Here is an 18,865-nt window from a genome sequence, read left to right on the forward strand (position 1 = left end):
CGATTCGCCCTCGCACCCTACGGCCAGTTGCCGCCGCCCCCGCCGTCCTGCCCGCGGTTGGCGCCGCCGCCGATCAGGTCCGGTGGGATGCTGATGCCCGGGATGGGCCCGTCGCCGGGCTTGTCGTCGCCCCGGCCGCGGTCCTCGTCGCCCCGGTCACGGTCGCGGTTCCGGTCGCGCTTCTTCTCGTCCTTCTCCTTGTCGTTCCCGCGCGGGATGGAGACGGGGTTGAAGCCGGGGGTCTCGGAGGCGTCGAGCGCGCCCGTCATCGCGATCTTCCAGATCGGGCCGGGCAGGCAGCCGCCGCAGACCTTGGGGTAGTACTGGCCGCCGATGGTGATGTTGAACATCGACTGCTTCTCGCCGACGTCGTCACCGACCCACACCGCCGTGGAGAGGTTCGGGGTGTAGCCGACGAACCAGGCGTCCTTGCGGTCGTTGGTGGTACCGGTCTTGCCCGCGTTGTCGCGGTCCTGGAGACCGGCCTGGACGCCGGTGCCGTCCTCGACCACGCCCTTGAGCATCTGGTTGATCGAGTCGGCGGTCTGCTCGCTCATCGCCTGGGAGCACTGCGAGCCGGGCACCTTGATCCGCTTGCCGTTGGCGTCGGTGACGGTCTCGATCGCGACCGGGGTGCAGTAGGTGCCCCGGTTGGCGAAGGTGGCGTAGACGGCCGCCATGTCGAGCGGGGTGCTCTCCTGGCCGCCCAGGGTGATCGAGGGAAGTTCCTTGAGCTTCTTGCCCAACTCGCGCTCGTAGCCCATCTTCCGGGCCAGCTCGACCGTCTCGCAGAGACCGGCCATCTGCTCCAGGTTGGCGAAGTAGGTGTTGATGGACTTGCCGAGCGCGCTGCTCATGTCCCAGCTGCCGGCCTCGGACTGCAGCTCGTTCTGGAGGTCCCACTGGCCGCCGCCCGCCGGGCCCCCGTCGCAGGTGCGGTACGAGGCCATCGGGACGGAGATCTTCCACGGGCTGGAGAAGGTCTGGGCCGGGCTGATGCCCTTCTCCAGCGCCGCCGCCGCCGTGATCGGCTTGAAGGTCGAGCCGACCTGGAAGCCGTACGTCGTGCCGCCCATCTTGCCGCCGACCGAGAGGTTGAGCACCGTCTCGTTCTGCTTCTGGTCCAGGCCGTAGGGGCGGGACTGGCCCATGGAGAGGATCTTGCCGGTGCCCGGCTGCACCTGGACCACGGCCGCCGCGACGCCGTCGGTCTTGTTGACCTTGGCGGTGGCCGCCTCGTTGGCCGCGGCCTGGGCGCGCGGGCTCAGGGTGGTCCGGATGGTCAGGCCGCCCAGGTTCCAGAGCTTGGAGCGCTCCTCCTCCGTCTTGCCGAAGACGGGGTCGTTGAGGATCGTCTTGCGGACGTAGTCGCAGAAGAAGCCGGAGCCCTTGACGGCGGTGATGCAGCCGTTCTTGGGCTTGCTGACCTTGAGCGCGATCGGCGTCGCCTTGGCCTTGTCCGCCTCCTCCTGGGAGATGTCGTGGACGTCGGCCATGCGCTGGAGCACGATGTCGCGGCGCTTGGTGGCTTCCTCGTTGTCGTTGACCGGGTCGAAGCGGCTCGGCGACTGGACGAGGCCGGCCAGCAGCGCCGACTCCTCCAGCTTCAGGTCCTTGGCGCGCTTGGAGAAGTACCGCTGGGACGCGGCCTCGACCCCGTACGCCTGCTGCCCGAAGAACGTGATGTTGAGGTAGTTCTCCAGGATCTTCTTCTTGCCGAGCTCCTCCTCGACCTGGATCGCGTACTTCAGCTCGCGGATCTTGCGGCCGAGCGTCTGCTGGGTGGCCTGGGCGACCTTCTCGGGGTCGTCGCCGGCCTCCTCGACGAAGACGTTCTTCACGTACTGCTGGGTCAGCGTGGAGGCGCCCTCGGACACCCCGCCCGCCTGCGCGTTCTTGTTCAGCGCGCGGAGCACGCCCTTGAGGTCCACGGCGCCGTGCTCGTAGAAGCGGGCGTCCTCGATCGCGACGATCGCCTTCTGCATGGTCGGCGCGATGTCCTTGAGGGGGACCACCGTGCGGTCGCGGGAGTAGACCGTGGCGATCTGCCCGCCCTCGCTGTCGAGGATCGTGGTGCGCTGACTCAGCGGCGGGGTCTTGAGGTTCGAGGGGATCTCGTCGAATCCCTCGACGGTCCCCTTGGCCGCGAGTCCCAGCGCGCCGGCGGCGGGCAGGGCGATGCCCGCCAGCACCGCTCCGGCGAGCACGCTGACACCGAGGAACTTGGCGGCCTGCTGGGTCCCGGTCAGACCGCCGCCCGAGCGCTTGTTTGGCATGGGTGCAGCCTACGTTCTCATTCGCCGGACAGGCGCAAAGGCATTGGCCTAAGCTGCTCTCAACTGTCACAGCAGTGCGGTTTCGCCTCACATCGCCGACAGACTCCGCTGTACCCGAATCCGGCGGAGTCATGTCCGAATGCGTCACTGGCGTCCCTGAAGTCCCCGCCAGTGCAGGTGAAGTGACGGATGTGTCTGCTATGTCGCGGTATGTCCGCAGGTCACTCCCCTGGGTGATCTGCCGCGTACGCATAGTCCGTTCGGGCCATTCAAGATTGGGCCCCGCGGGGGTGTTGCGCTGTTCCCGCCTTCCGTAACGTCCTCAACTGGCAGCGGTGAATATGCCGCTGCCGCCGTGGGGGAGCCTCGATTCGGGAGAGGACGGCACCGGCATGGGCTGGGTTACCGACTGGAGTGCGCAGGCAGCCTGCCGCACGACGGATCCGGATGAACTGTTCGTACAAGGGGCAGCGCAGAACAGGGCCAAGGCGGTGTGCACGGGGTGTCCGGTGCGGACCGAGTGCCTGGCCGACGCGCTCGACAACCGCGTCGAGTTCGGCGTCTGGGGAGGGATGACGGAACGGGAGCGGCGCGCTCTGCTGCGCAGGCGCCCCACGGTCACCTCCTGGCGCCGGCTGCTGGAGACCGCGCGCACCGAGTACGAGCGCAGCGCCGGCATCCTGCCGGTCGGCCTCGACGACGACGAGACGTACGAGGAGTACGCGGCGGCGGGCTGATCCCCGCCTGTATCCCCGCGCCTGTATCCCGCAGCGCGCCCGGGCTCAGCCCAGCGCGGAGGACGCCGTAGCCAGCCGGTCGCCGATCGCGCGCAGACCCGCGAGGTCGTGGACGTCACCGGGCAGGGCCGGGACCTCGGCGACCGCCACCTCCGGATGGAGCGCCGTGAAGCGGTCACGCGTGCGCCGCTCGCGCGCGAGCATCTGCATCCGCTCGGCGTGCAGGCGCAGCAGACCGGCGGTCAGGTGGCGGGCGGTCGGGTCGTCCGTCGCGGGGGCCGGGGCCGCGAGTTCGGGGGAGTGGTCCGCGGCCGGGGATTCGGGAGAGACGGACGCGGCGTCACGAACACCAGCATTCCCGTCGCCCTGATCCACAATGCCGCCGCCGTCGAGATTGTCGTCAAGATTTTCGGCGGCCGCGAGCGCCCGCTCCGCGGAGAGCGAGGCCGCCCCGCTGCCGTGCACCCGGTTGAGGACCAGGCCGGCCAGGGGCATGTCCTCGGCCGCCAGCCGTTCCACGAAGTACGCCGCCTCCCGCAGCGCGTCCCGCTCCGGCGCCGCGACCACCACGAAGGCCGTGCCCGGCGCCTGGAGCAGCCGGTACGTGGCGTCCGCCCGGGTGCGGAAGCCGCCGAACATCGTGTCCATGGCGGCCACGAAGGTCTGCACGTCCCGCAGGAACTGGCCGCCCAGCAGCTTGCCGAGGGTCCCGGTCATCATCGACATGCCGACGTTGAGGAACTTCATCCCGGCCCGGCCGCCGACCTTCGCCGGGGCCATCAGCACCTTGATGAACGTGCCGTCCAGGAAGGAGCCGAGCCGCCCCGGCGCGTCCAGGAAGTCCAGGGCCGAACGCGACGGCGGGGTGTCGACGATGATCAGGTCCCACTCGTCCCGCGCGCGGAGCTGGCCCAGCTTCTCCATGGCCATGTACTCCTGCGTGCCGGCGAAACCGGCGGACAGGGACTGGTAGAAGGGGTTCTCCAGGATGGCTCGGGCCCGGTCCGCGTCCGCGTGCGCCTCGACGATCTCGTCGAAGGTGCGCTTCATGTCGAGCATCATCGCGTGGAGTTCGCCCTCGCCGCCCTCCCCGCCCCCGGCTCCGTTCGCGCTCTCGATGCCGGTGACCCGGCGCGGGGTGTTGTCGAGGGAGTCGATGCCCATGGACTGCGCCAGCCGCCGGGCCGGGTCGATGGTCAGGACCACGACCTTCCGGCCCCGTTCGGCGGCGCGCACCCCCAGCGCCGCCGCGGTGGTCGTCTTCCCGACCCCGCCCGCACCGCAGCACACGATGATCCGGGTCGCCGGATCGTCGATCAGGGGATCGACCTCCAGCCGCGCCGCCGTGTCCAGGGTCATGAGCCCGCCCCTTGCTTGCGCAGTTCCTTGGCCAGTTGGTAGAGCCCGGCCAGCTCCACTCCCTCGCTGAGCAGGGGCAGTTCGTACGCGTCGAGCCCCAGCCCGGTCAGCACCCCGCGCTGCGCCCGCTCCAGCTCGACCCGCTGCGCGTGCTCCGCGGCCTGCTCCAGCAGCGGCGGCACCAGCCGGGCCCCGCCCGGGACCCCCGCCGAGGCGAGCGAGGCGGCGATCGCCTTGCGGCGGCCCGCCGAGGCGTCGCGCAGGGCCTCCTCGTCGAGGAGGTGGGGGCGGACCATGTTCACGATCACCTTGCCCACGGGAAGCTCCGCCGCGCGCAGCTCCGCGACGCCGTCCGCGGTCTCCTGGACGGGCATCTCCTCCAGCAGGGTCACCAGATGGACCGCCGTCTGGGGGGACTTGAGCACCCCCATCACCGCCTGGGCCTGGTTGTGTATCGGGCCGATCCGCGCCAGCCCGGCGACCTCGTCGTTCACGTTCAGGAAGCGGGTGATGCGGCCGGTGGGCGGCGCGTCCATGACCACGTAGTCGTAGACGTACCGCCCGCGTTTGTCCCGGCGGCGGACGGCCTCGCACGCCTTGCCGGTCAGCAGCACGTCCCGGACACCGGGGGCGATGGTGGTGGCGAAGTCGATCGCGCCGAGCTTCTTGAGGGCGCGGCCCGCGGACCCCAGCTTGTAGAACATCTGGAGGTAGTCGAGGAGGGCGCGTTCCGCGTCGATGGCCAGCGCGAACACCTCGCCGCCGCCCGAGGAGACGGCGATCTTGCGCTCCTCGTAGGGCAGCGCCTCCGTCTCGAAGAGCTGGGCGATGCCCTGCCTGCCCTCCACCTCGACGAGGAGGGTCCGCTTCCCCTCGGTCGCGAGGGCGAGCGCGAGAGCGGCGGCCACCGTGGTCTTACCGGTACCGCCCTTGCCACTGACGACCTGGAGCCTGCTCACGTATTCGAGCCTAACCAGTGAAGGCGTGGCCTACGCACGTGCCCGCCCACCCGCTGTGTCCGGGCGCGCCCCGTGACGCGTTCCCCGGTACCCCGTGACGGCACGCGGCACCGGGCCGGGAGGGGCTGCCCGGGCCGCGTCACCGGACCCCGGTCCGGGGCGGCTACAGTCGGCACCATGACCAAGTGGGAATACGCGACCGTGCCCCTTCTCGTGCACGCGACGAAGCAGATTCTGGACACCTGGGGCGAGGACGGCTGGGAGCTCGTCCAGGTCGTGCCCGGGCCCAACCCCGAGCAGCTCGTGGCCTACCTGAAGCGGCCCAGGCCGTGAGCGGGGCCGTCGAGAGCCGGCTCGCCGAGCTGGGCCTGACCCTGCCGGCCGTCGTGCCGCCGCTCGCCGCCTACCAGCCGGCGGTGGTCTCGGGCGCCTACGTCTACACCGCGGGCCAGCTCCCGATGGTGGACGGCAAGCTTCCGGTGACCGGCAAGGTGGGCGCCGAGGTCACGGCCGAGGAGGCCAGGGGCCTGGCGCGGACCTGCGCGCTGAACGCGCTGGCCGCCGTGAAGTCGGTGACCGGCGACCTGGACCGCATCGCGCGGGTCGTGAAGGTCACCGGATTCGTCGCCTCCGCCGCGGACTTCACCGGGCAGCCCGGTGTCCTCAACGGCGCGAGCGAGCTGCTGGGCGAGGTCCTCGGCGACAAGGGCGTGCACGCCCGCAGCGCGGTGGGCGTCGCGGTGCTGCCGCTCGACGCCCCCGTCGAGGTCGAGATCCAGGTCGAACTCGTCCAGGACTGATCCGGACCGGACTCGTCCGGTATCGATCGTGACTGATCACACCGAAGCGCCCCGCACCCGGCCGTCCGTGCCGGGTGCGGGGCGTTTCGGCCAGCCCTCGAACATCCACGCGGGAACGCATAGCATCCGGCCATGTCCAATGGTCAGTGGTACCCACCGGAATGGCCCGACCGCATCCGCGCCCTCGCGGCCGGCGAGCTCACCCCGGCGGCCCCCAAGCGCGCCGCCACCGTGATGCTGCTGCGCGACGGCGCCGACGGCCCCGCTGTCCACATGCTGCGCCGCCGCACCTCGATGGCCTTCGCCGGCGGTGCCTACGCCTACCCGGGCGGCGGTGTGGACCCGCGCGACGACCGGCCGGTCCGCTGGGCGGGCCCCTCCCTGGACCGCTGGGCCGAGCGCCTGGGCACCGAGGACACCGCCGTCGCGCAGGCCGTCGTCTGCGCGGCCGTGCGCGAGACCTACGAGGAGGCGGGCGTCCTGCTCGCCGGGCCCACCCCGGAGACCGTCGTCGGCGACACCACCGGCGCCGACTGGGAGGCGGACCGGCGGGCCCTGGTCGACCGGGAGCTGTCCTTCGCGCAGTTCCTGGAGCGCCGGGAGCTGGTGCTCCGCTCCGACCTGCTCGGCGCCTGGGCCCGCTGGATCACGCCCGAGTTCGAGCCGCGCCGCTACGACACCTGGTTCTTCGTGGCCGCCCTCCCCGAGGGCCAGCGCACCCGCAACGCCTCCACCGAGGCCGACCGCACGGTGTGGATCCGCCCGGCCGAGGCGACCGCCGGCTACGACAAGGGCGAGCTGCTGATGATGCCCCCGACGATCGCCACCCTGCGCACCCTGGAGGCGTACGGCAGCGCCGCCGACTCCCTCGCGGGCTCGGCCGCCCGCGACCTCGCGCCCGTTCTGGCACGGGCGGAACTGGTGGGCGGCGAGGTCGTGCTCAGCTGGCCGGGGCACGAGGAGTTCACCAAGCACGTCCCGGGGGGAGGCCCGCGATGACCGACGCCGCGGCCCTGCCCGGTCAGCCCCGCGGAGGGGTGCTCTCCGGTCCGGCCACCACCCGCACGGTCAACGTCCTGGCGCCCAACCCGTCCGCGATGACCCTGGACGGCACCAACACCTGGATCGTCGCGGAACCGGACTCCGCGCTGGCCGTGGTCGTGGACCCGGGGCCGCTCCACGAGGAGCACCTGCGGGCCGTGATCGACGCCGTCGAGGCCGGGGGCCGGCGGGTCGGCCTCACCCTGCTCACACACGGCCACGCCGACCACGCGGAGGGCGCGGGCCGCTTCGCCGAGCTGACCGGCACCCGGGTGCGCGCCCTCGACCCCGCCCTGCGGCTGGGCGACGAGGGCCTCGCGGCGGGGGACGTGGTCACCACCGGCGGCCTGGAGCTGCGGATCGTCCCGACCCCCGGCCACACCGCCGACTCGCTCAGCTTCCACCTCCCCGCCGACCGCGCGGTGCTCACCGGGGACACCGTCCTCGGCCGGGGCACGACCGTCGTCGCGCACCCGGAGGGGCGGCTCGGCGACTACCTCGACTCGCTGCGGCGGCTGCGCTCGCTCACCGTCGACGACGGGGTGGCCACGGTGCTGCCCGGCCACGGACCCGTCCTGGACGACGCCCAGGGCGCGGTCGAGTTCTACCTCGCGCACCGGGCCGGCCGGCTCGCGCAGGTGGAGACGGCGGTCGAGAACGGGATCACCACCGCGCCCGAGGTCGTCGCCCATGTCTACGCGGACGTGGACCGCTCGCTCTGGCCGGCGGCCGAGCTCTCGGTGCGCGCCCAGCTCCAGTACCTGCGCGAGCACGGTCTGATCGACGACGACCGGGCCTGACCTCGGGCACTTGGTCGGCCCGGTTCGGCGCCGGTCCTGATCCGAGGGCGCGCGGGGCCCGACCCGGGGGCGCGGGCCCGGCCGCCGATCCGTTCCCGGTGCACGGGAACTGTCCGGGCCCGTCCGGCGTGTCCTGTTGCGCGCGGCGCGGCGCGTTCCGCGCGAGGCCGCGACAGCCGTCCACGGGGGGTTTCCTTGTTCGTCCTGTTCGTCATCCTGCTCATCACCGCCGCCGTGCTGTATCTCGTCGCCCGCGGCTCGGACACCAAGGGGCTGCGGCTCGGGGCGCTCGGCGCGCTGATCGCCGGGCTCTTCGCGGGTGTGGCCAGCTGCGTCCATGTGGTCAGCGCCTACGAGGTCGGGGTGCCGGTCACCTTCGGCAAGGTCGGCGCCCCCATGACCTCCGGGGTGAACGTCACCTCGCCCTTCACCAACGTCACGACCTTCTCCACCCGCCCGGTGGACCTCAACCTGTCCGACAAGGACGTCGTCGAGGTCCGTTCCTCCCAGGGCGGTGTCATGTACGCCGAGGTCACGGTGAAGTGGGCGGTCACGCCGGCCCGGGCGGTGGAGCTGTACCGGCTCGCGGGCAGCGAGGAGGCGATCCAGCAGCGGCTGGTGTTCCCGGACAGCCGGGAGATCGTCCGGAACGTCTTCGCCCGCCACACCAGCGAGGAGGGCTACACCTCCGCGCGCGAGAAGATCAACGCCGAGATCGCCGACCTGATCAAGGAGCGCCTGGCGCCCCGCGGTATCGCCGTCACCACGGTGAACCTGCGCAATGTGAAGCCCTCGGAGCAGCTCCAGACGCAGATCGACCGCAAGATCCAGCAGGAGCAGGCCACCGAGCGGGCGACCGAGGCGGCGCGTACCGCGAAGGCGGAGGCCGAGCGCCGGCGCATCGAGGCGGAGGGCATCGCCCGGGCTAACCGGGTCCTCAACGACTCGCTGAGCGACAAGGTGCTGGCGAACCAGTGCATCGAGGCGTTCAAGGAGGCGGCCGCCAAGCACCCGGTGTACGCGGTGCCCTGCGGCGGCGGCGCATCCAACCCGCTGATCGTGGACGGCACCAGGAACTGAGCCCGCCGGGCATGCCCCGGGCCCGTCCGGGCGCGCGAAGGGGTGCCCCGGACGGGCCCGGGTCCGGCGCGGGCCGCCCCGGACGGCCCGGGACCGCCTGCGCTCGTGAAAGGCCCCGGCCCCGGCCCCTTCGGCGTTCGTCGGTGCGGCGGAGCGCGCCGTCAGCGCGAGCGCTTCGCCAGGCGCTCGACGTCCAGCAGGATGACCGCGCGGGCCTCCAGCCGGAGCCAGCCGCGCTGGGCGAAGTCGGCCAGCGCCTTGTTCACGGTCTCCCGGGAAGCGCCCACCAGCTGGGCCAGCTCCTCCTGGGTGAGGTCGTGCACGACGTGGATGCCCTCCTCCGACTGCACGCCGAAGCGGCGCGACAGGTCGAGGAGCGCCCGGGCGACACGGCCCGGCACATCGGAGAAGACCAGGTCGGACATCTGGTCGTTGGTCTTGCGGAGCCGGCGCGCGACGGCGCGCAGCAGCGCGGTGGCCACCTCGGGGCGGACGTTCAGCCAGGGCTGGAGGTCGCCGTGGCCGAGGCCGAGCAGCTTGACCTCGGTGAGCGCGGTGGCGGTCGCCGTGCGCGGGCCCGGGTCGAAGAGGGACAGCTCACCGATCAGCTCGCCCGGGCCGAGGACGGCGAGCATGTTCTCGCGGCCGTCGGGGGACGTGCGGTGGAGCTTGACCTTGCCCTCCGTCACCACATAGAGGCGGTCGCCGGGGTCGCCCTCGTGGAAGAGCGCGTCGCCACGGGCGAGCGTCGCTTCACTCATCGAGGCGCGCAGCTCCGCGGCCTGCTCGTCGTCGAGCGCCGCGAAGAGCGGGGCGCGCCGCAGAACGTCGTCCACGAGTTCTCTCCTTGTCGACCTGCTCAGGGGACACAGTCCCCCATGATGCCGGACCCTGCTGCTCTGTCCTGGGGACACGGTGTCCCGCGGCGGCATCGTCGGGGATACGGACCCCGGTAGTAAACAATCGTGCGATCAATCACAACAAGTTTGACGTACGGGCGCGTCCATCCGTGCGGCAGGGGCCCGATTGGGTCGTGATTCCCGGGGACCGGCGCGGATGTCGGTGGGGGCGCTTAGGCTGGCCGGGTGTCCAAGTCGCCGGTGAGAGTGCAGGCCGAGAGGGCGGGAAGCGTGTCCGGGAAGCAGGATTCCGCTGTGGGCGAACACGCGTCGCCCGGTCCGGGCAAAAGGAGAAAAGCAGGCAAACCGGAGTCCCGGCTGGCCATGGTCCGCCGCGCCCGCCGGATCAACCGCGAGCTCGCCGAGGTCTATCCCTACGCCCACCCCGAGCTCGACTTCGAGAACCCGTTCCAGCTGCTGATCGCCACGGTCCTGTCGGCGCAGACCACGGATCTGCGGGTCAACCAGACGACCCCGGCCCTCTTCGCCGCGTACCCCACCCCCGAGGACCTGGCCGCCGCCGTGCCGGAGAAGGTCGAGGAGCTGATCCGGCCCACCGGCTTCTTCCGCGCCAAGACCAAGTCGATCATGGGGCTCTCCAAGGCCCTGCGGGACGACTTCGGCGGTGAGGTGCCCGGGACGCTGAAAGACCTGGTCAGTCTGCCCGGCGTCGGCCGTAAGACGGCGTTCGTGGTGCTCGGCAACGCCTTCGGGGTCCCCGGGATCACCGTCGACACCCACTTCCAGCGCCTGGTGCGCCGGTGGAAGTGGACCGACCAGGAGGACCCGGTCAAGATCGAGGCGGAGATCGCCACGATCTTCCCCAAGTCGGAGTGGACGATGCTCTCCCACCGGGTGATCTTCCACGGCCGCCGCATCTGCCACGCCCGCCGCCCGGCCTGCGGCGCCTGCCCGATCACCCACCTCTGCCCGTCCTACGGCGAGGGCGAGACCGACCCGGAGAAGGCCCGCAAGCTCCTCAAGTACGAGCTCGGCGGGCAGCCGGGCCAGCGACTGAAGCCGCCGGCCGACTACCCCGGGAAGCCCGCTCCCGCCCTCGGTGCGCCGGGGTGAGCCCTCGGCGCACCGAGGGCCGCGCGCGCCCGCCGGAGGAACGATCCCGGCGGCCCCGGGCGTTGAGCAGCAGGGGGTGCCCATGACGCGTGCGGGAGAAGAGACGTACCGGACCAGTGAGCGGTCCGGCCGGGGCGGTGCCGGCCGGGTGACGGTGACCACCGAGGGTCTGCCCGAGTGGCTGGACCCGGTGGTCCGCGCCGCCGAGACGGTCGAGCCGCGGCAGCTGAGCAGATTCCTGCCGCCCGAGGGCGGCGAGGGGCGGCAGTCCGCGGTGCTCGTCCTCTTCGGTGAGGGGGCGGGCGGCCCGGAGCTGCTGCTGATGGAGCGGGCGGGCACCCTCCGCTCGCACGCCGGCCAGCCCTCGTTCCCCGGCGGCGCCCTCGACCCGGAGGACGGCGACCCGGCGGGCGCCGGGCCGCTGCGGGCCGCCCTGCGCGAGGCCGAGGAGGAGACCGGACTCGACCCGTCCGGCGTCCAGACCTTCGGCGTCCTGCCCCGGCTCTACATCCCGGTGAGCAGTTTCGTGGTCACGCCCGTACTGGGATGGTGGCGCACCCCCAGCCCGGTCGGAGCGGTCGACCCCGCCGAGACCGCGCGCGTCTTCACCGTGCCCGTGGCGGATCTCACGGACCCGGCGAACCGCGCGACCGCCGTGCACCCGAGAGGCTACGCGGGGCCCGCGTTCCTCGTGGAAGACGCTCTGGTCTGGGGTTTCACGGCCGGGGTCATCGACCGGATCCTGCACTTCGCGGGCTGGGAGCGCCCGTGGGACCGCGACCGGGAGGTCCCGCTGGACTGGCACGCATGACAGGCTGACCCGGACACGAGCGCAACCCCGGGGCGCACAGACGAAGCGGCCGCGCCGCGGACCCGGACCACCAGCCGGACACGGAGCACCCGGCGACAACACAGCGAGGCTGAAGAGTGAACGTGCTGGACATCCTGTTGCTGGTCGCCGCCGTATGGTTCGCGATCATCGGATACCGGCAGGGGTTCGTCGTCGGCATCCTCTCCGTGATCGGGTTCCTCGGCGGCGGGCTCGTCGCCGTCTACCTCCTCCCCGTGCTCTGGAGCGCGGCCACCGACGACTCCGAGGTCTCCACCGCGGCGGCCATCGCGGCCGTCGTCATCGTGATCGTCTGCGCCTCGGTGGGCCAGGCGTTCACCACCCACCTCGGCAACAAGCTGCGCACCCACATCACCTGGTCACCGGCGCGCGCCCTGGACGCCACCGGTGGCGCCCTGGTCAACGTCGTCGCGATGCTGCTGGTCGCCTGGCTGATCGGCTCCGCGCTGGCGGGCACCTCCCTGCCCACCCTCGGCAAGGAGGTGCGCGGCTCCAAGGTGCTGCTCGGGGTCTCGCGGGTGATGCCCGATCAGGCGTCCACCTGGTTCACCGACTTCTCCTCCGTCCTCGCGCAGAACGGTTTCCCGCAGGTCTTCAGCCCCTTCGCCAACGAGCCCATCACCGAGGTCCAGGCCCCGGACCCGGCCCTCGTCGGCAGCCCCGTGGCGGCGCGCGCCAAGCAGTCCATCGTCAAGGTGGTGGGCACGGCGCCGAGCTGCGGCAAGGTCCTGGAGGGGACCGGGTTCGTCTTCGACGAGCGCCGGGTCATGACCAACGCCCATGTCGTCGGCGGCGTGGACGAGCCCACCGTCCAGATCGGCGGCGAGGGCCGGCTCTACGACGCCAAGGTCGTCCTCTACGACTGGGAGCGCGACATCGCCGTGCTCGACGTCCCCGATCTCAGGGCCCGCCCCCTCCAGTTCACCGAGGAGGACGCGCGCAGCGGCGACAGCGCCATCGTGGCCGGCTTCCCGGAGAACGGCGCCTACGACGTGCGCTCCGCCCGGGTGCGCGGCCGGATCAACGCCAACGGCCCGGACATCTACCACCGGGGCACCGTCCGCCGCGATGTGTACTCGCTCTTCGCGACCGTCCGCCAGGGCAACTCCGGCGGGCCGCTGCTCACCACCGACGGCAAGGTCTACGGTGTGATCTTCGCCCGCTCCCTGGACGACGCGAACACCGGGTACGCGCTGACCGTCGACGAGATCCGCGAGGACATCGAGCGGGGCCGGACCGCGAACCGGCAGGTCGACAGCCAGGGTTGCGCCCTGTGAGGACCGCCGTGAGCCGGGGCCACGGCCCGGGCGCGGCCGGGCCCGCCGAAACGGGCCCGGCCCCGGTCAGGCGCGGGTGTGCCGGAGCCGCGCCGACACCCAGCGGGCGCGGCGCCTGAGGATCCGGGGAATGCCGATCCCCTGTCCGGGGTGCTGATGGCTCCCGCCCGGGGAGTCACCGCTGTCGTGGGTGATCGGCCTCTCGGCCGATCGACGGGTGCGTGCTGCGTCACCGTAGTCGTGCGTCCAGCCCATACCGGGACGTCTGCCCGTGCCCCAAGGTCGGTAACCGCCGGGAGGGCGGCCAATTGGCCTATGCGCCAGGCATTTGGCTGTTCGTAGGACAACCGTTCGTCCGGGCTTCCCGGACACGCGGCCGATTGGCCGGAACCGTACGGTTCAGCGGTCGGGCTCGGGGTCCTTCAGCCAGCCGATCAGCTCGTTCGAGAAGGCGACCGGATCCTCCTCGTGCGGGAAGTGGCCGAGACCGTCGAACAGCCGCCAGCGGTAGGGGGCCTCGACGTACTCGCCCGATCCCGCCGAACTCCTGGTCCGCATCGCCGGATCGAGCGATCCGTGCAGATGCAGCGTCGGCACCCGGACCGGGCGCTTCATCCGCCGGTTGAACTGGATGCCGTCGGGCCGCGCCAGCGAGCGCACCATCCACCGGTAGGGCTCGATCGAGCAGTGCGCGGTCGACGGGATGAGCATCGCGCGCCGGTAGACGTCGATCGCCTCCCGGTCCAGCGGCTGCGGTCCCGACCACTCCTCGATCAGCCGGCCCGTCAGGGCGGCGTCGTCCGCGACCAGTTGGCGTTCCGGCACCCAGGGGCGCTGGAAGCCCCAGATGTGCGACCCGGCGCGGGTCTGCCCGAGGTCAGAGAGCATGGCCGAGCGCCAGCGGCGCGGGTGAGGCATCGACGAGACCACCAGCCGGCGCACCAGCTTCGGCCGCATCACCGCCGCCGTCCACGCCAGGTACCCGCCCAGGTCGTGGCCGACCAGCGCGGCGTCCGGCTCCCCGAGGGAGCGGACGACGCCGGTGATGTCCAGGGCCAGGTTCGCCGGGTCGTAGCCGCGCGGGGTGCGGTCGCTGCCGCCCACACCGCGCAGGTCCATGGCGACCGCCCGGAAGCCCGCCTCCGCGAGGGCCGGCAGCTGGTGGCGCCAGGTCCACCAGAACTGCGGGAACCCGTGCAGCAGCAGCACCAGCGGCCCGTCGCCCATCTCGGCGATGTGGAAGCGGGCGCCGTTGGCCGCCACGTCGCGATGGGTCCAGGGACCGTCGACGCGGACGGGGCTCGCCGAGGCGCCGAAGCCGCCGGGGCCGGTTTCAGGGTCAGTCATGCCGATGAGCGTGCCACACGCGGGCCGCCCGCGTTCGCCGCGCCCCGGCCGGTCGCCGTGCGGACGCGGGCGCGGGCCCGTCCGTGTCCTGTCACACGCGGACCTTCTGCTCGATGGCGACGTGGCTGTCGGCGCCCGGCAGCGTGGGCTGGGTGTCGGCGGCGCGGGGGTGGGGCTTGGCGTTCTGGAGCACGGCCGCCGACTCCTTGGCCGAGGCGACCGCCTTCTGCGGGCCCTTGCCCTGCTTGGCCTTCTTCATGAAGACCACGCCGATCAGCGCCAGCAGCGCGGCGACGACCACATTGACCGCGAAGGAGAGCAGGAAGCACAGGGCCATGTTCCAGCCGGTCCACGTCCGGAAGCCGTAGGCGAGCGCGAAGCTCAGCATCGGCAGCGAGAACAGCAGCACGGTCGCGGCGAGGAGGAGGACCACCCCGCCGATGCCCGCCTTCTTCACGTCCTGCCGGAGCTGGGCCTTGGCCAGTGCGATCTCGTCGTGCACCAGTGCGGACATCTCGGCCGTCGCCGAGGCGACCAGCTGGCCGATACTGCGGTCGGCGCCGACAGCCTTCGCCGTGGTGTTGCCGGGGTCGCTCATCGCTGACTCCCTCTCCCGTGTCTGCGGTCCGTGCGTGCTCGTACGTACGCGTGCGTACTACCGTCCGATGTCAGATCATGCCGGACTGTCGCCGCCGTCGCCCGCCGCCCCCGCCTCTCGCGCCCTTCTGCGGTGCTCGGCGGCCTTCTCCTCGTGGATCGCGGCCATGCGCAGGTGGTAGGCGGGGTCGTCCTGCTCGTAGATGTCCGGGACCCCCGACATGTCCTCGTCGCGTTCCTCCTCCGCGTACAGGGCCTGGTATCTGCGTACCCGCAGTTTGAGGAGAATCCCGGCGAGGGTCGCGGCGATCAGGGAACCGACCAGTACCGAAGCCTTCACCTGGTCCGTGAGGGCGGGGTCACCCGCGAAGGCGAGTTCGCCGATCAGCAGGGAGACGGTGAAGCCGATGCCGGCGAGGGTGGCCAGGGCGAAGACGTCCGGCCAGCGCAGGTCCGCGTTCAGCTCGGCCCGGGTGAAGCGGGCGGTCAGCCAGGTGCCGCCGAAGATGCCGACCGCCTTGCCGACCACCAGACCGAGGACCACGCCCAGCGTCTCCGGCCGGGTGAAGACCTGGGACAGGGACTCGCCCGTCACCGCGACGCCCGCCGAGAACAGTGCGAACAGCGGCACGGCCAGCCCCGCCGACAGCGGGCGGACCAGGTGCTCGATCCGCTCGCCCGGCGACGCCTCTTCGCCCTCCCGGCGGGTGCAGCGCAGCATCAGGCCCATCGCCACACCCGCGATGGTGGCGTGCACGCCGCTGTTGTACATCAGTCCCCAGACCAGCAGCGCGAGCGGGACGTAGACGTACCAGCCGCGCACGTCCTTGCGGAGCAGCAGCCAGAACAGCGCCAGGGCGGCGACGGCGCCCCCGAGGGCGGCGAAGTTCAGCTCGCCGGTGAAGAAGACGGCGATGACCAGGATGGCGAAGAGGTCGTCCACGACGGCGAGCGTCAGCAGGAACGCCCGGAGGGCGGACGGCAGCGAGGCGCCCAGCACCGCGAGGACGGCGAGGGCGAAGGCGATGTCGGTCGCGGTGGGCACGGCCCAGCCGTCCGTGGAGCCGCCGCCGGTGAGGTTGACCGTCAGATAGACGAGGGCGGGCGCGATCATTCCGCAGAGCGCGGCGACGACCGGCAGGGCGGCGGCGCGGGGGTCGCGCAGCTCGCCCGCGACCAGTTCCCGCTTGAGTTCCACGCCCGCGACGAAGAAGAAGACCGCTAGCAGGCCGTCGGCCGCCCAGTGCTGCACCGACAGGTCGAGGCCGAGCGAGGCGGGCCCGAAGTGGAAGTCGCGCACCGCCTCGTAACTGCCGCTGAAGGCGTTCGCCCAGACGAGGGCCGTGACCGCGGCGAGGAGGAGCAGGACACCGCCGACCGTCTCCGCGCGCAGGGCGTCCGCGACGAAGGTGCGCTCGGGCAGGGAGAGGCGTCCGAGGAACGTACGGGGGGCGCGGGGCGCGGCCACGGGGGAGACCTCCGGGTCGGACGGGCATGGCAGAACCGTTGCCGACCAGACTTCCCGGCGCACCTTGACGATCTTGTGCGTCAGTGACGCGCCTTCACCCTACCCGCAGGGCCGTTCGGACCGTTCGGGTCCCTGTACAGGCCGGGGCCCCGTCGCCGGTGCGGCGACGGGGCCCGGTGCTCTGCCGCGCTCTGCCGTGGGAGCGGCGGACGCTCAGTCCTCGCTGCTCGCGCTCGGCAGCTTCGTCTGGATGAGGTCCATCACGGAGGAGTCGGTGAGCGTGGTGACATCGCCCAGCTCGCGGTTCTCGGCGACGTCGCGCAGCAGCCGGCGCATGATCTTGCCGGACCGGGTCTTGGGCAGCTCCGCCACCGGCAGGATCCGCTTGGGCTTGGCGATCGGGCCGAGCGTCGCGCCGACGTGCGCGCGCAGCTCGTCGACCAGGCCCGCGTCCTCGCTCGCGGTGCCGCGCAGGATGACGAAGGCGACGATGGCCTGCCCGGTGGTCTCGTCGGCGGCGCCGACGACCGCGGCCTCGGCGACCTTCGGGTGGGAGACGAGGGCGGACTCCACCTCGGTGGTCGAGATGTTGTGGCCGGACACCAGCATGACGTCGTCCACCCGGCCGAGCAGCCAGATGTCGCCGTCGTCGTCCTTCTTGGCTCCGTCGCCGGAGAAGTAGCGGCCCTCGAAGCGCGACCAGTAGGTGTCGATGAAGCGCTGGTCGTCGCCCCAGATGGTGCGCAGCATGGACGGCCACGGCTCGGTGAGCACCAGGTAGCCGCCGCCCCCGTTCGGGACCTCGTTCGCCTCGTCGTCCACGACGGTGGCGGCGATGCCGGGCAGGGGCCGCTGGGCGGAGCCCGGCTTGGTCTCGGTGACGCCCGGCAGCGGGGAGATCATCATGGCGCCGGTCTCGGTCTGCCACCAGGTGTCGACGATCGGGGTCTTCCCGGCGCCGATGTTCTCCCGGTACCAGATCCACGCCTCGGGGTTGATGGGCTCGCCCACCGAACCGAGGACCCGCAGGCTGGACAGGTCGAACTTGGCGGGGATGTCGTCGCCCCACTTCATGAAGGTGCGGATCGCGGTCGGCGCCGTGTAGAGGATCGTGACGCCGTACTTCTGCACGATCTCCCAGAACCGGCCCTGGTGCGGGGTGTCCGGGGTGCCCTCGTACATGACCTGGGTCGCGCCGTTGGCCAGGGGCCCGTAGACGATGTACGAGTGGCCGGTGACCCAGCCGATGTCGGCCGTGCACCAGTAGACGTCCGACTCGGGCTTCAGGTCGAAGACGGAGTGGTGCGTGTAGGCGGCCTGGGTGAGATAGCCGCCGGAGGTGTGCAGGATGCCCTTGGGCTTACCGGTGGTGCCCGAGGTGTAGAGGATGAACAGCGGGTGCTCGGCCTCGAAGGGCTCGGGGGCGTGCTCGGCGGACTGGCGGCCGACGATGTCGTGCCACCACACGTCCCGGCCCTCGGTGAAGGCGGTGTCCTGGCCGGTGCGCCGGACGACGAGCACGTGCTCGACCTGCGGGCAGCGGCTCAGGGCCTCGTCGATGGCGGGCTTGAGGGCGCTGGGCTTGCCCCGGCGGTAGCCGCCGTCGGCGGTGATGACCAGCTTGGCGTCGGCGTCCTGGATGCGGGAGGCGACGGCGTCGGCGGAGAAGCCGCCGAAGACGACGGAGTGGGCGGCACCGATGCGGGCGCAGGCGAGCATCGCGACCGCTGCCTCGGGGATCATCGGCAGGTAGACGGCGACCCGGTCGCCCTTGCGGACACCCAGCTCGGTCAGGGCGTGGGCCGCCCGGGAGACCTCGTCCTTGAGCTCGGCGTAGGTGAGGGAGCGGCTGTCGCCGGGCTCGCCCTCGAAGTGGATGGCCACCCGGTCGCCGTGCCCGGCCTCGACATGGCGGTCGACGCAGTTGTACGCGACGTTGAGTGTGCCGTCCGCGAACCACTTGGCGAAGGGCGGGTTGCTCCAGTCCAGGGTCTCGGTCGGCTCGGTGGCCCAGTCGAGCCTCCGCGCCTGCTCGGCCCAGAAGCCGAGCCTGTCCGCCGCGGCCCGTTCGTACGCCTCGGCCGTCACGTTGGCGTTCGCGGCCAGCTCGGCCGGCGGCGCGAACCGCCGCTCTTCCTTAAGCAGGTTGGAGAGGGAAGAACGCTCGTCTGTCATCAGCTCTCCTCCCCCAGAAGGTTGGCCAGGCTCTCGTTGCTCACGACATCTCCCTTTCCCAGGGCGTCTTCTGTGCGTATGTGTCCCAGGCCATAGCTCATCAGCCGCGGGGCCGGGTGACAAGGG

The 18,865-nt window shown here is 71.9% G+C and carries 18 protein-coding genes; 9 read left to right on the forward strand and 9 right to left on the reverse strand.

Translation table 11 applies throughout. The features are described from left to right. Positions 1-17: 17 nt before the first annotated feature. Entirely contained in the window at positions 18-2,276 is a 2,259-nt protein-coding gene (locus ABZ457_RS10640) for a transglycosylase domain-containing protein (protein ID WP_359156151.1), read from the reverse strand. A 392-nt stretch (positions 2,277-2,668) separates the two neighbouring features. Here ABZ457_RS10640 and ABZ457_RS10645 point away from each other — a divergent pair, with 392 nt between their 5' ends. Continuing rightward, a complete protein-coding gene (locus ABZ457_RS10645; protein WP_256522631.1) occupies positions 2,669-3,013 on the forward strand; it encodes a WhiB family transcriptional regulator in 345 nt (114 codons plus the stop codon). A gap of 45 nt (positions 3,014-3,058) precedes the next feature. Here the strand turns inward: ABZ457_RS10645 and ABZ457_RS10650 are convergent, their stop codons facing one another. Both ABZ457_RS10650 and ABZ457_RS10655 read right to left on the reverse strand, forming a co-directional pair. Next, positions 3,059-4,372: an ArsA family ATPase gene (locus ABZ457_RS10650; protein ID WP_359156154.1), complete on the reverse strand. Its 1,314-nt coding sequence runs from the start codon at positions 4,370-4,372 to the stop codon at positions 3,059-3,061. Further along, a complete protein-coding gene (locus ABZ457_RS10655) occupies positions 4,369-5,331 on the reverse strand; it encodes an ArsA-related P-loop ATPase (protein ID WP_359156156.1) in 963 nt (320 codons plus the stop codon). The genes ABZ457_RS10650 and ABZ457_RS10655 overlap by 4 nt, the downstream gene beginning before the upstream one ends. A 177-nt stretch (positions 5,332-5,508) precedes the next feature. Here ABZ457_RS10655 and ABZ457_RS10660 point away from each other — a divergent pair, with 177 nt between their 5' ends. From ABZ457_RS10660 to ABZ457_RS10680, 5 genes are all read left to right on the forward strand, one after another. Next, positions 5,509-5,664 (forward strand): DUF4177 domain-containing protein, encoded by a 156-nt coding sequence (locus tag ABZ457_RS10660; RefSeq protein ID WP_018845861.1) that lies wholly within the window; start codon positions 5,509-5,511, stop codon positions 5,662-5,664. After that, a complete protein-coding gene (locus ABZ457_RS10665) occupies positions 5,661-6,131 on the forward strand; it encodes a RidA family protein (protein ID WP_359156158.1) in 471 nt (156 codons plus the stop codon). Before ABZ457_RS10660 ends, ABZ457_RS10665 begins: the two co-directional genes overlap by 4 nt. A 132-nt stretch (positions 6,132-6,263) precedes the next feature. Continuing rightward, positions 6,264-7,130: an NUDIX hydrolase gene (locus ABZ457_RS10670; protein ID WP_359156160.1), complete on the forward strand. Its 867-nt coding sequence runs from the start codon at positions 6,264-6,266 to the stop codon at positions 7,128-7,130. Next, on the forward strand, positions 7,127-7,972 hold the full coding sequence (locus ABZ457_RS10675; RefSeq protein ID WP_359156162.1) for an MBL fold metallo-hydrolase: 846 nt from the start codon (positions 7,127-7,129) through the stop codon (positions 7,970-7,972). Before ABZ457_RS10670 ends, ABZ457_RS10675 begins: the two co-directional genes overlap by 4 nt. A 195-nt stretch (positions 7,973-8,167) precedes the next feature. Beyond that, positions 8,168-9,052: a prohibitin family protein gene (locus ABZ457_RS10680; protein WP_359156164.1), complete on the forward strand. Its 885-nt coding sequence runs from the start codon at positions 8,168-8,170 to the stop codon at positions 9,050-9,052. A gap of 161 nt (positions 9,053-9,213) precedes the next feature. On the opposite strand, the gene ABZ457_RS10685 is transcribed toward ABZ457_RS10680, so the two are convergent. Next, entirely contained in the window at positions 9,214-9,888 is a 675-nt protein-coding gene (locus tag ABZ457_RS10685; RefSeq protein ID WP_018845857.1) for a Crp/Fnr family transcriptional regulator, read from the reverse strand. A 318-nt stretch (positions 9,889-10,206) separates the two neighbouring features. On the opposite strand from ABZ457_RS10685, the gene nth reads away from it, so the two are divergent. The 3 genes from nth (at position 10,207) to ABZ457_RS10700 (ending at position 13,152) form a co-directional block, all read left to right on the forward strand. Beyond that, positions 10,207-11,025 (forward strand): endonuclease III, encoded by an 819-nt coding sequence (gene nth, locus ABZ457_RS10690; protein ID WP_359156167.1) that lies wholly within the window; start codon positions 10,207-10,209, stop codon positions 11,023-11,025. Between the two features lie 82 nt (positions 11,026-11,107). Beyond that, complete coding sequence (locus tag ABZ457_RS10695; RefSeq protein ID WP_359156169.1) at positions 11,108-11,836, forward strand: CoA pyrophosphatase; 729 nt, start codon at positions 11,108-11,110, stop codon at positions 11,834-11,836. Positions 11,837-11,952: 116 nt separating this feature from the next. Next, positions 11,953-13,152, forward strand: coding sequence for a MarP family serine protease (locus ABZ457_RS10700; protein ID WP_359156171.1), 1,200 nt, complete (start codon positions 11,953-11,955; stop codon positions 13,150-13,152). A gap of 66 nt (positions 13,153-13,218) precedes the next feature. Here ABZ457_RS10700 and ABZ457_RS10705 read toward each other — a convergent pair whose 3' ends face one another. From ABZ457_RS10705 to acs, 5 genes are all read right to left on the reverse strand, one after another. Then, on the reverse strand, positions 13,219-13,407 hold the full coding sequence (locus ABZ457_RS10705; protein ID WP_359156173.1) for a hypothetical protein: 189 nt from the start codon (positions 13,405-13,407) through the stop codon (positions 13,219-13,221). Between the two features lie 144 nt (positions 13,408-13,551). Beyond that, positions 13,552-14,499, reverse strand: a complete 948-nt coding sequence (locus ABZ457_RS10710) for an alpha/beta hydrolase (RefSeq protein ID WP_359156175.1) — start codon at positions 14,497-14,499, stop codon at positions 13,552-13,554. 91 nt (positions 14,500-14,590) lie between these two features. Next, positions 14,591-15,097, reverse strand: coding sequence for a phage holin family protein (locus tag ABZ457_RS10715; RefSeq protein ID WP_359156178.1), 507 nt, complete (start codon positions 15,095-15,097; stop codon positions 14,591-14,593). A gap of 75 nt (positions 15,098-15,172) precedes the next feature. Continuing rightward, positions 15,173-16,564 carry a Na+/H+ antiporter NhaA gene (gene nhaA / locus ABZ457_RS10720; RefSeq protein ID WP_359156180.1) on the reverse strand — a complete coding sequence of 464 codons (1,392 nt, stop codon included), beginning with the start codon at positions 16,562-16,564 and terminating at the stop codon, positions 15,173-15,175. 213 nt (positions 16,565-16,777) lie between these two features. Next, positions 16,778-18,739 (reverse strand): acetate--CoA ligase, encoded by a 1,962-nt coding sequence (gene acs / locus ABZ457_RS10725; RefSeq protein ID WP_359156182.1) that lies wholly within the window; start codon positions 18,737-18,739, stop codon positions 16,778-16,780. Between the last annotated feature and the right edge of the window lie 126 nt (positions 18,740-18,865).

The sequence above is a fragment of the Streptomyces sp. NPDC005805 genome (assembly GCF_040630445.1).
In the GTDB taxonomy this organism is placed as follows: Bacteria; Actinomycetota; Actinomycetes; order Streptomycetales; family Streptomycetaceae; genus Streptomyces.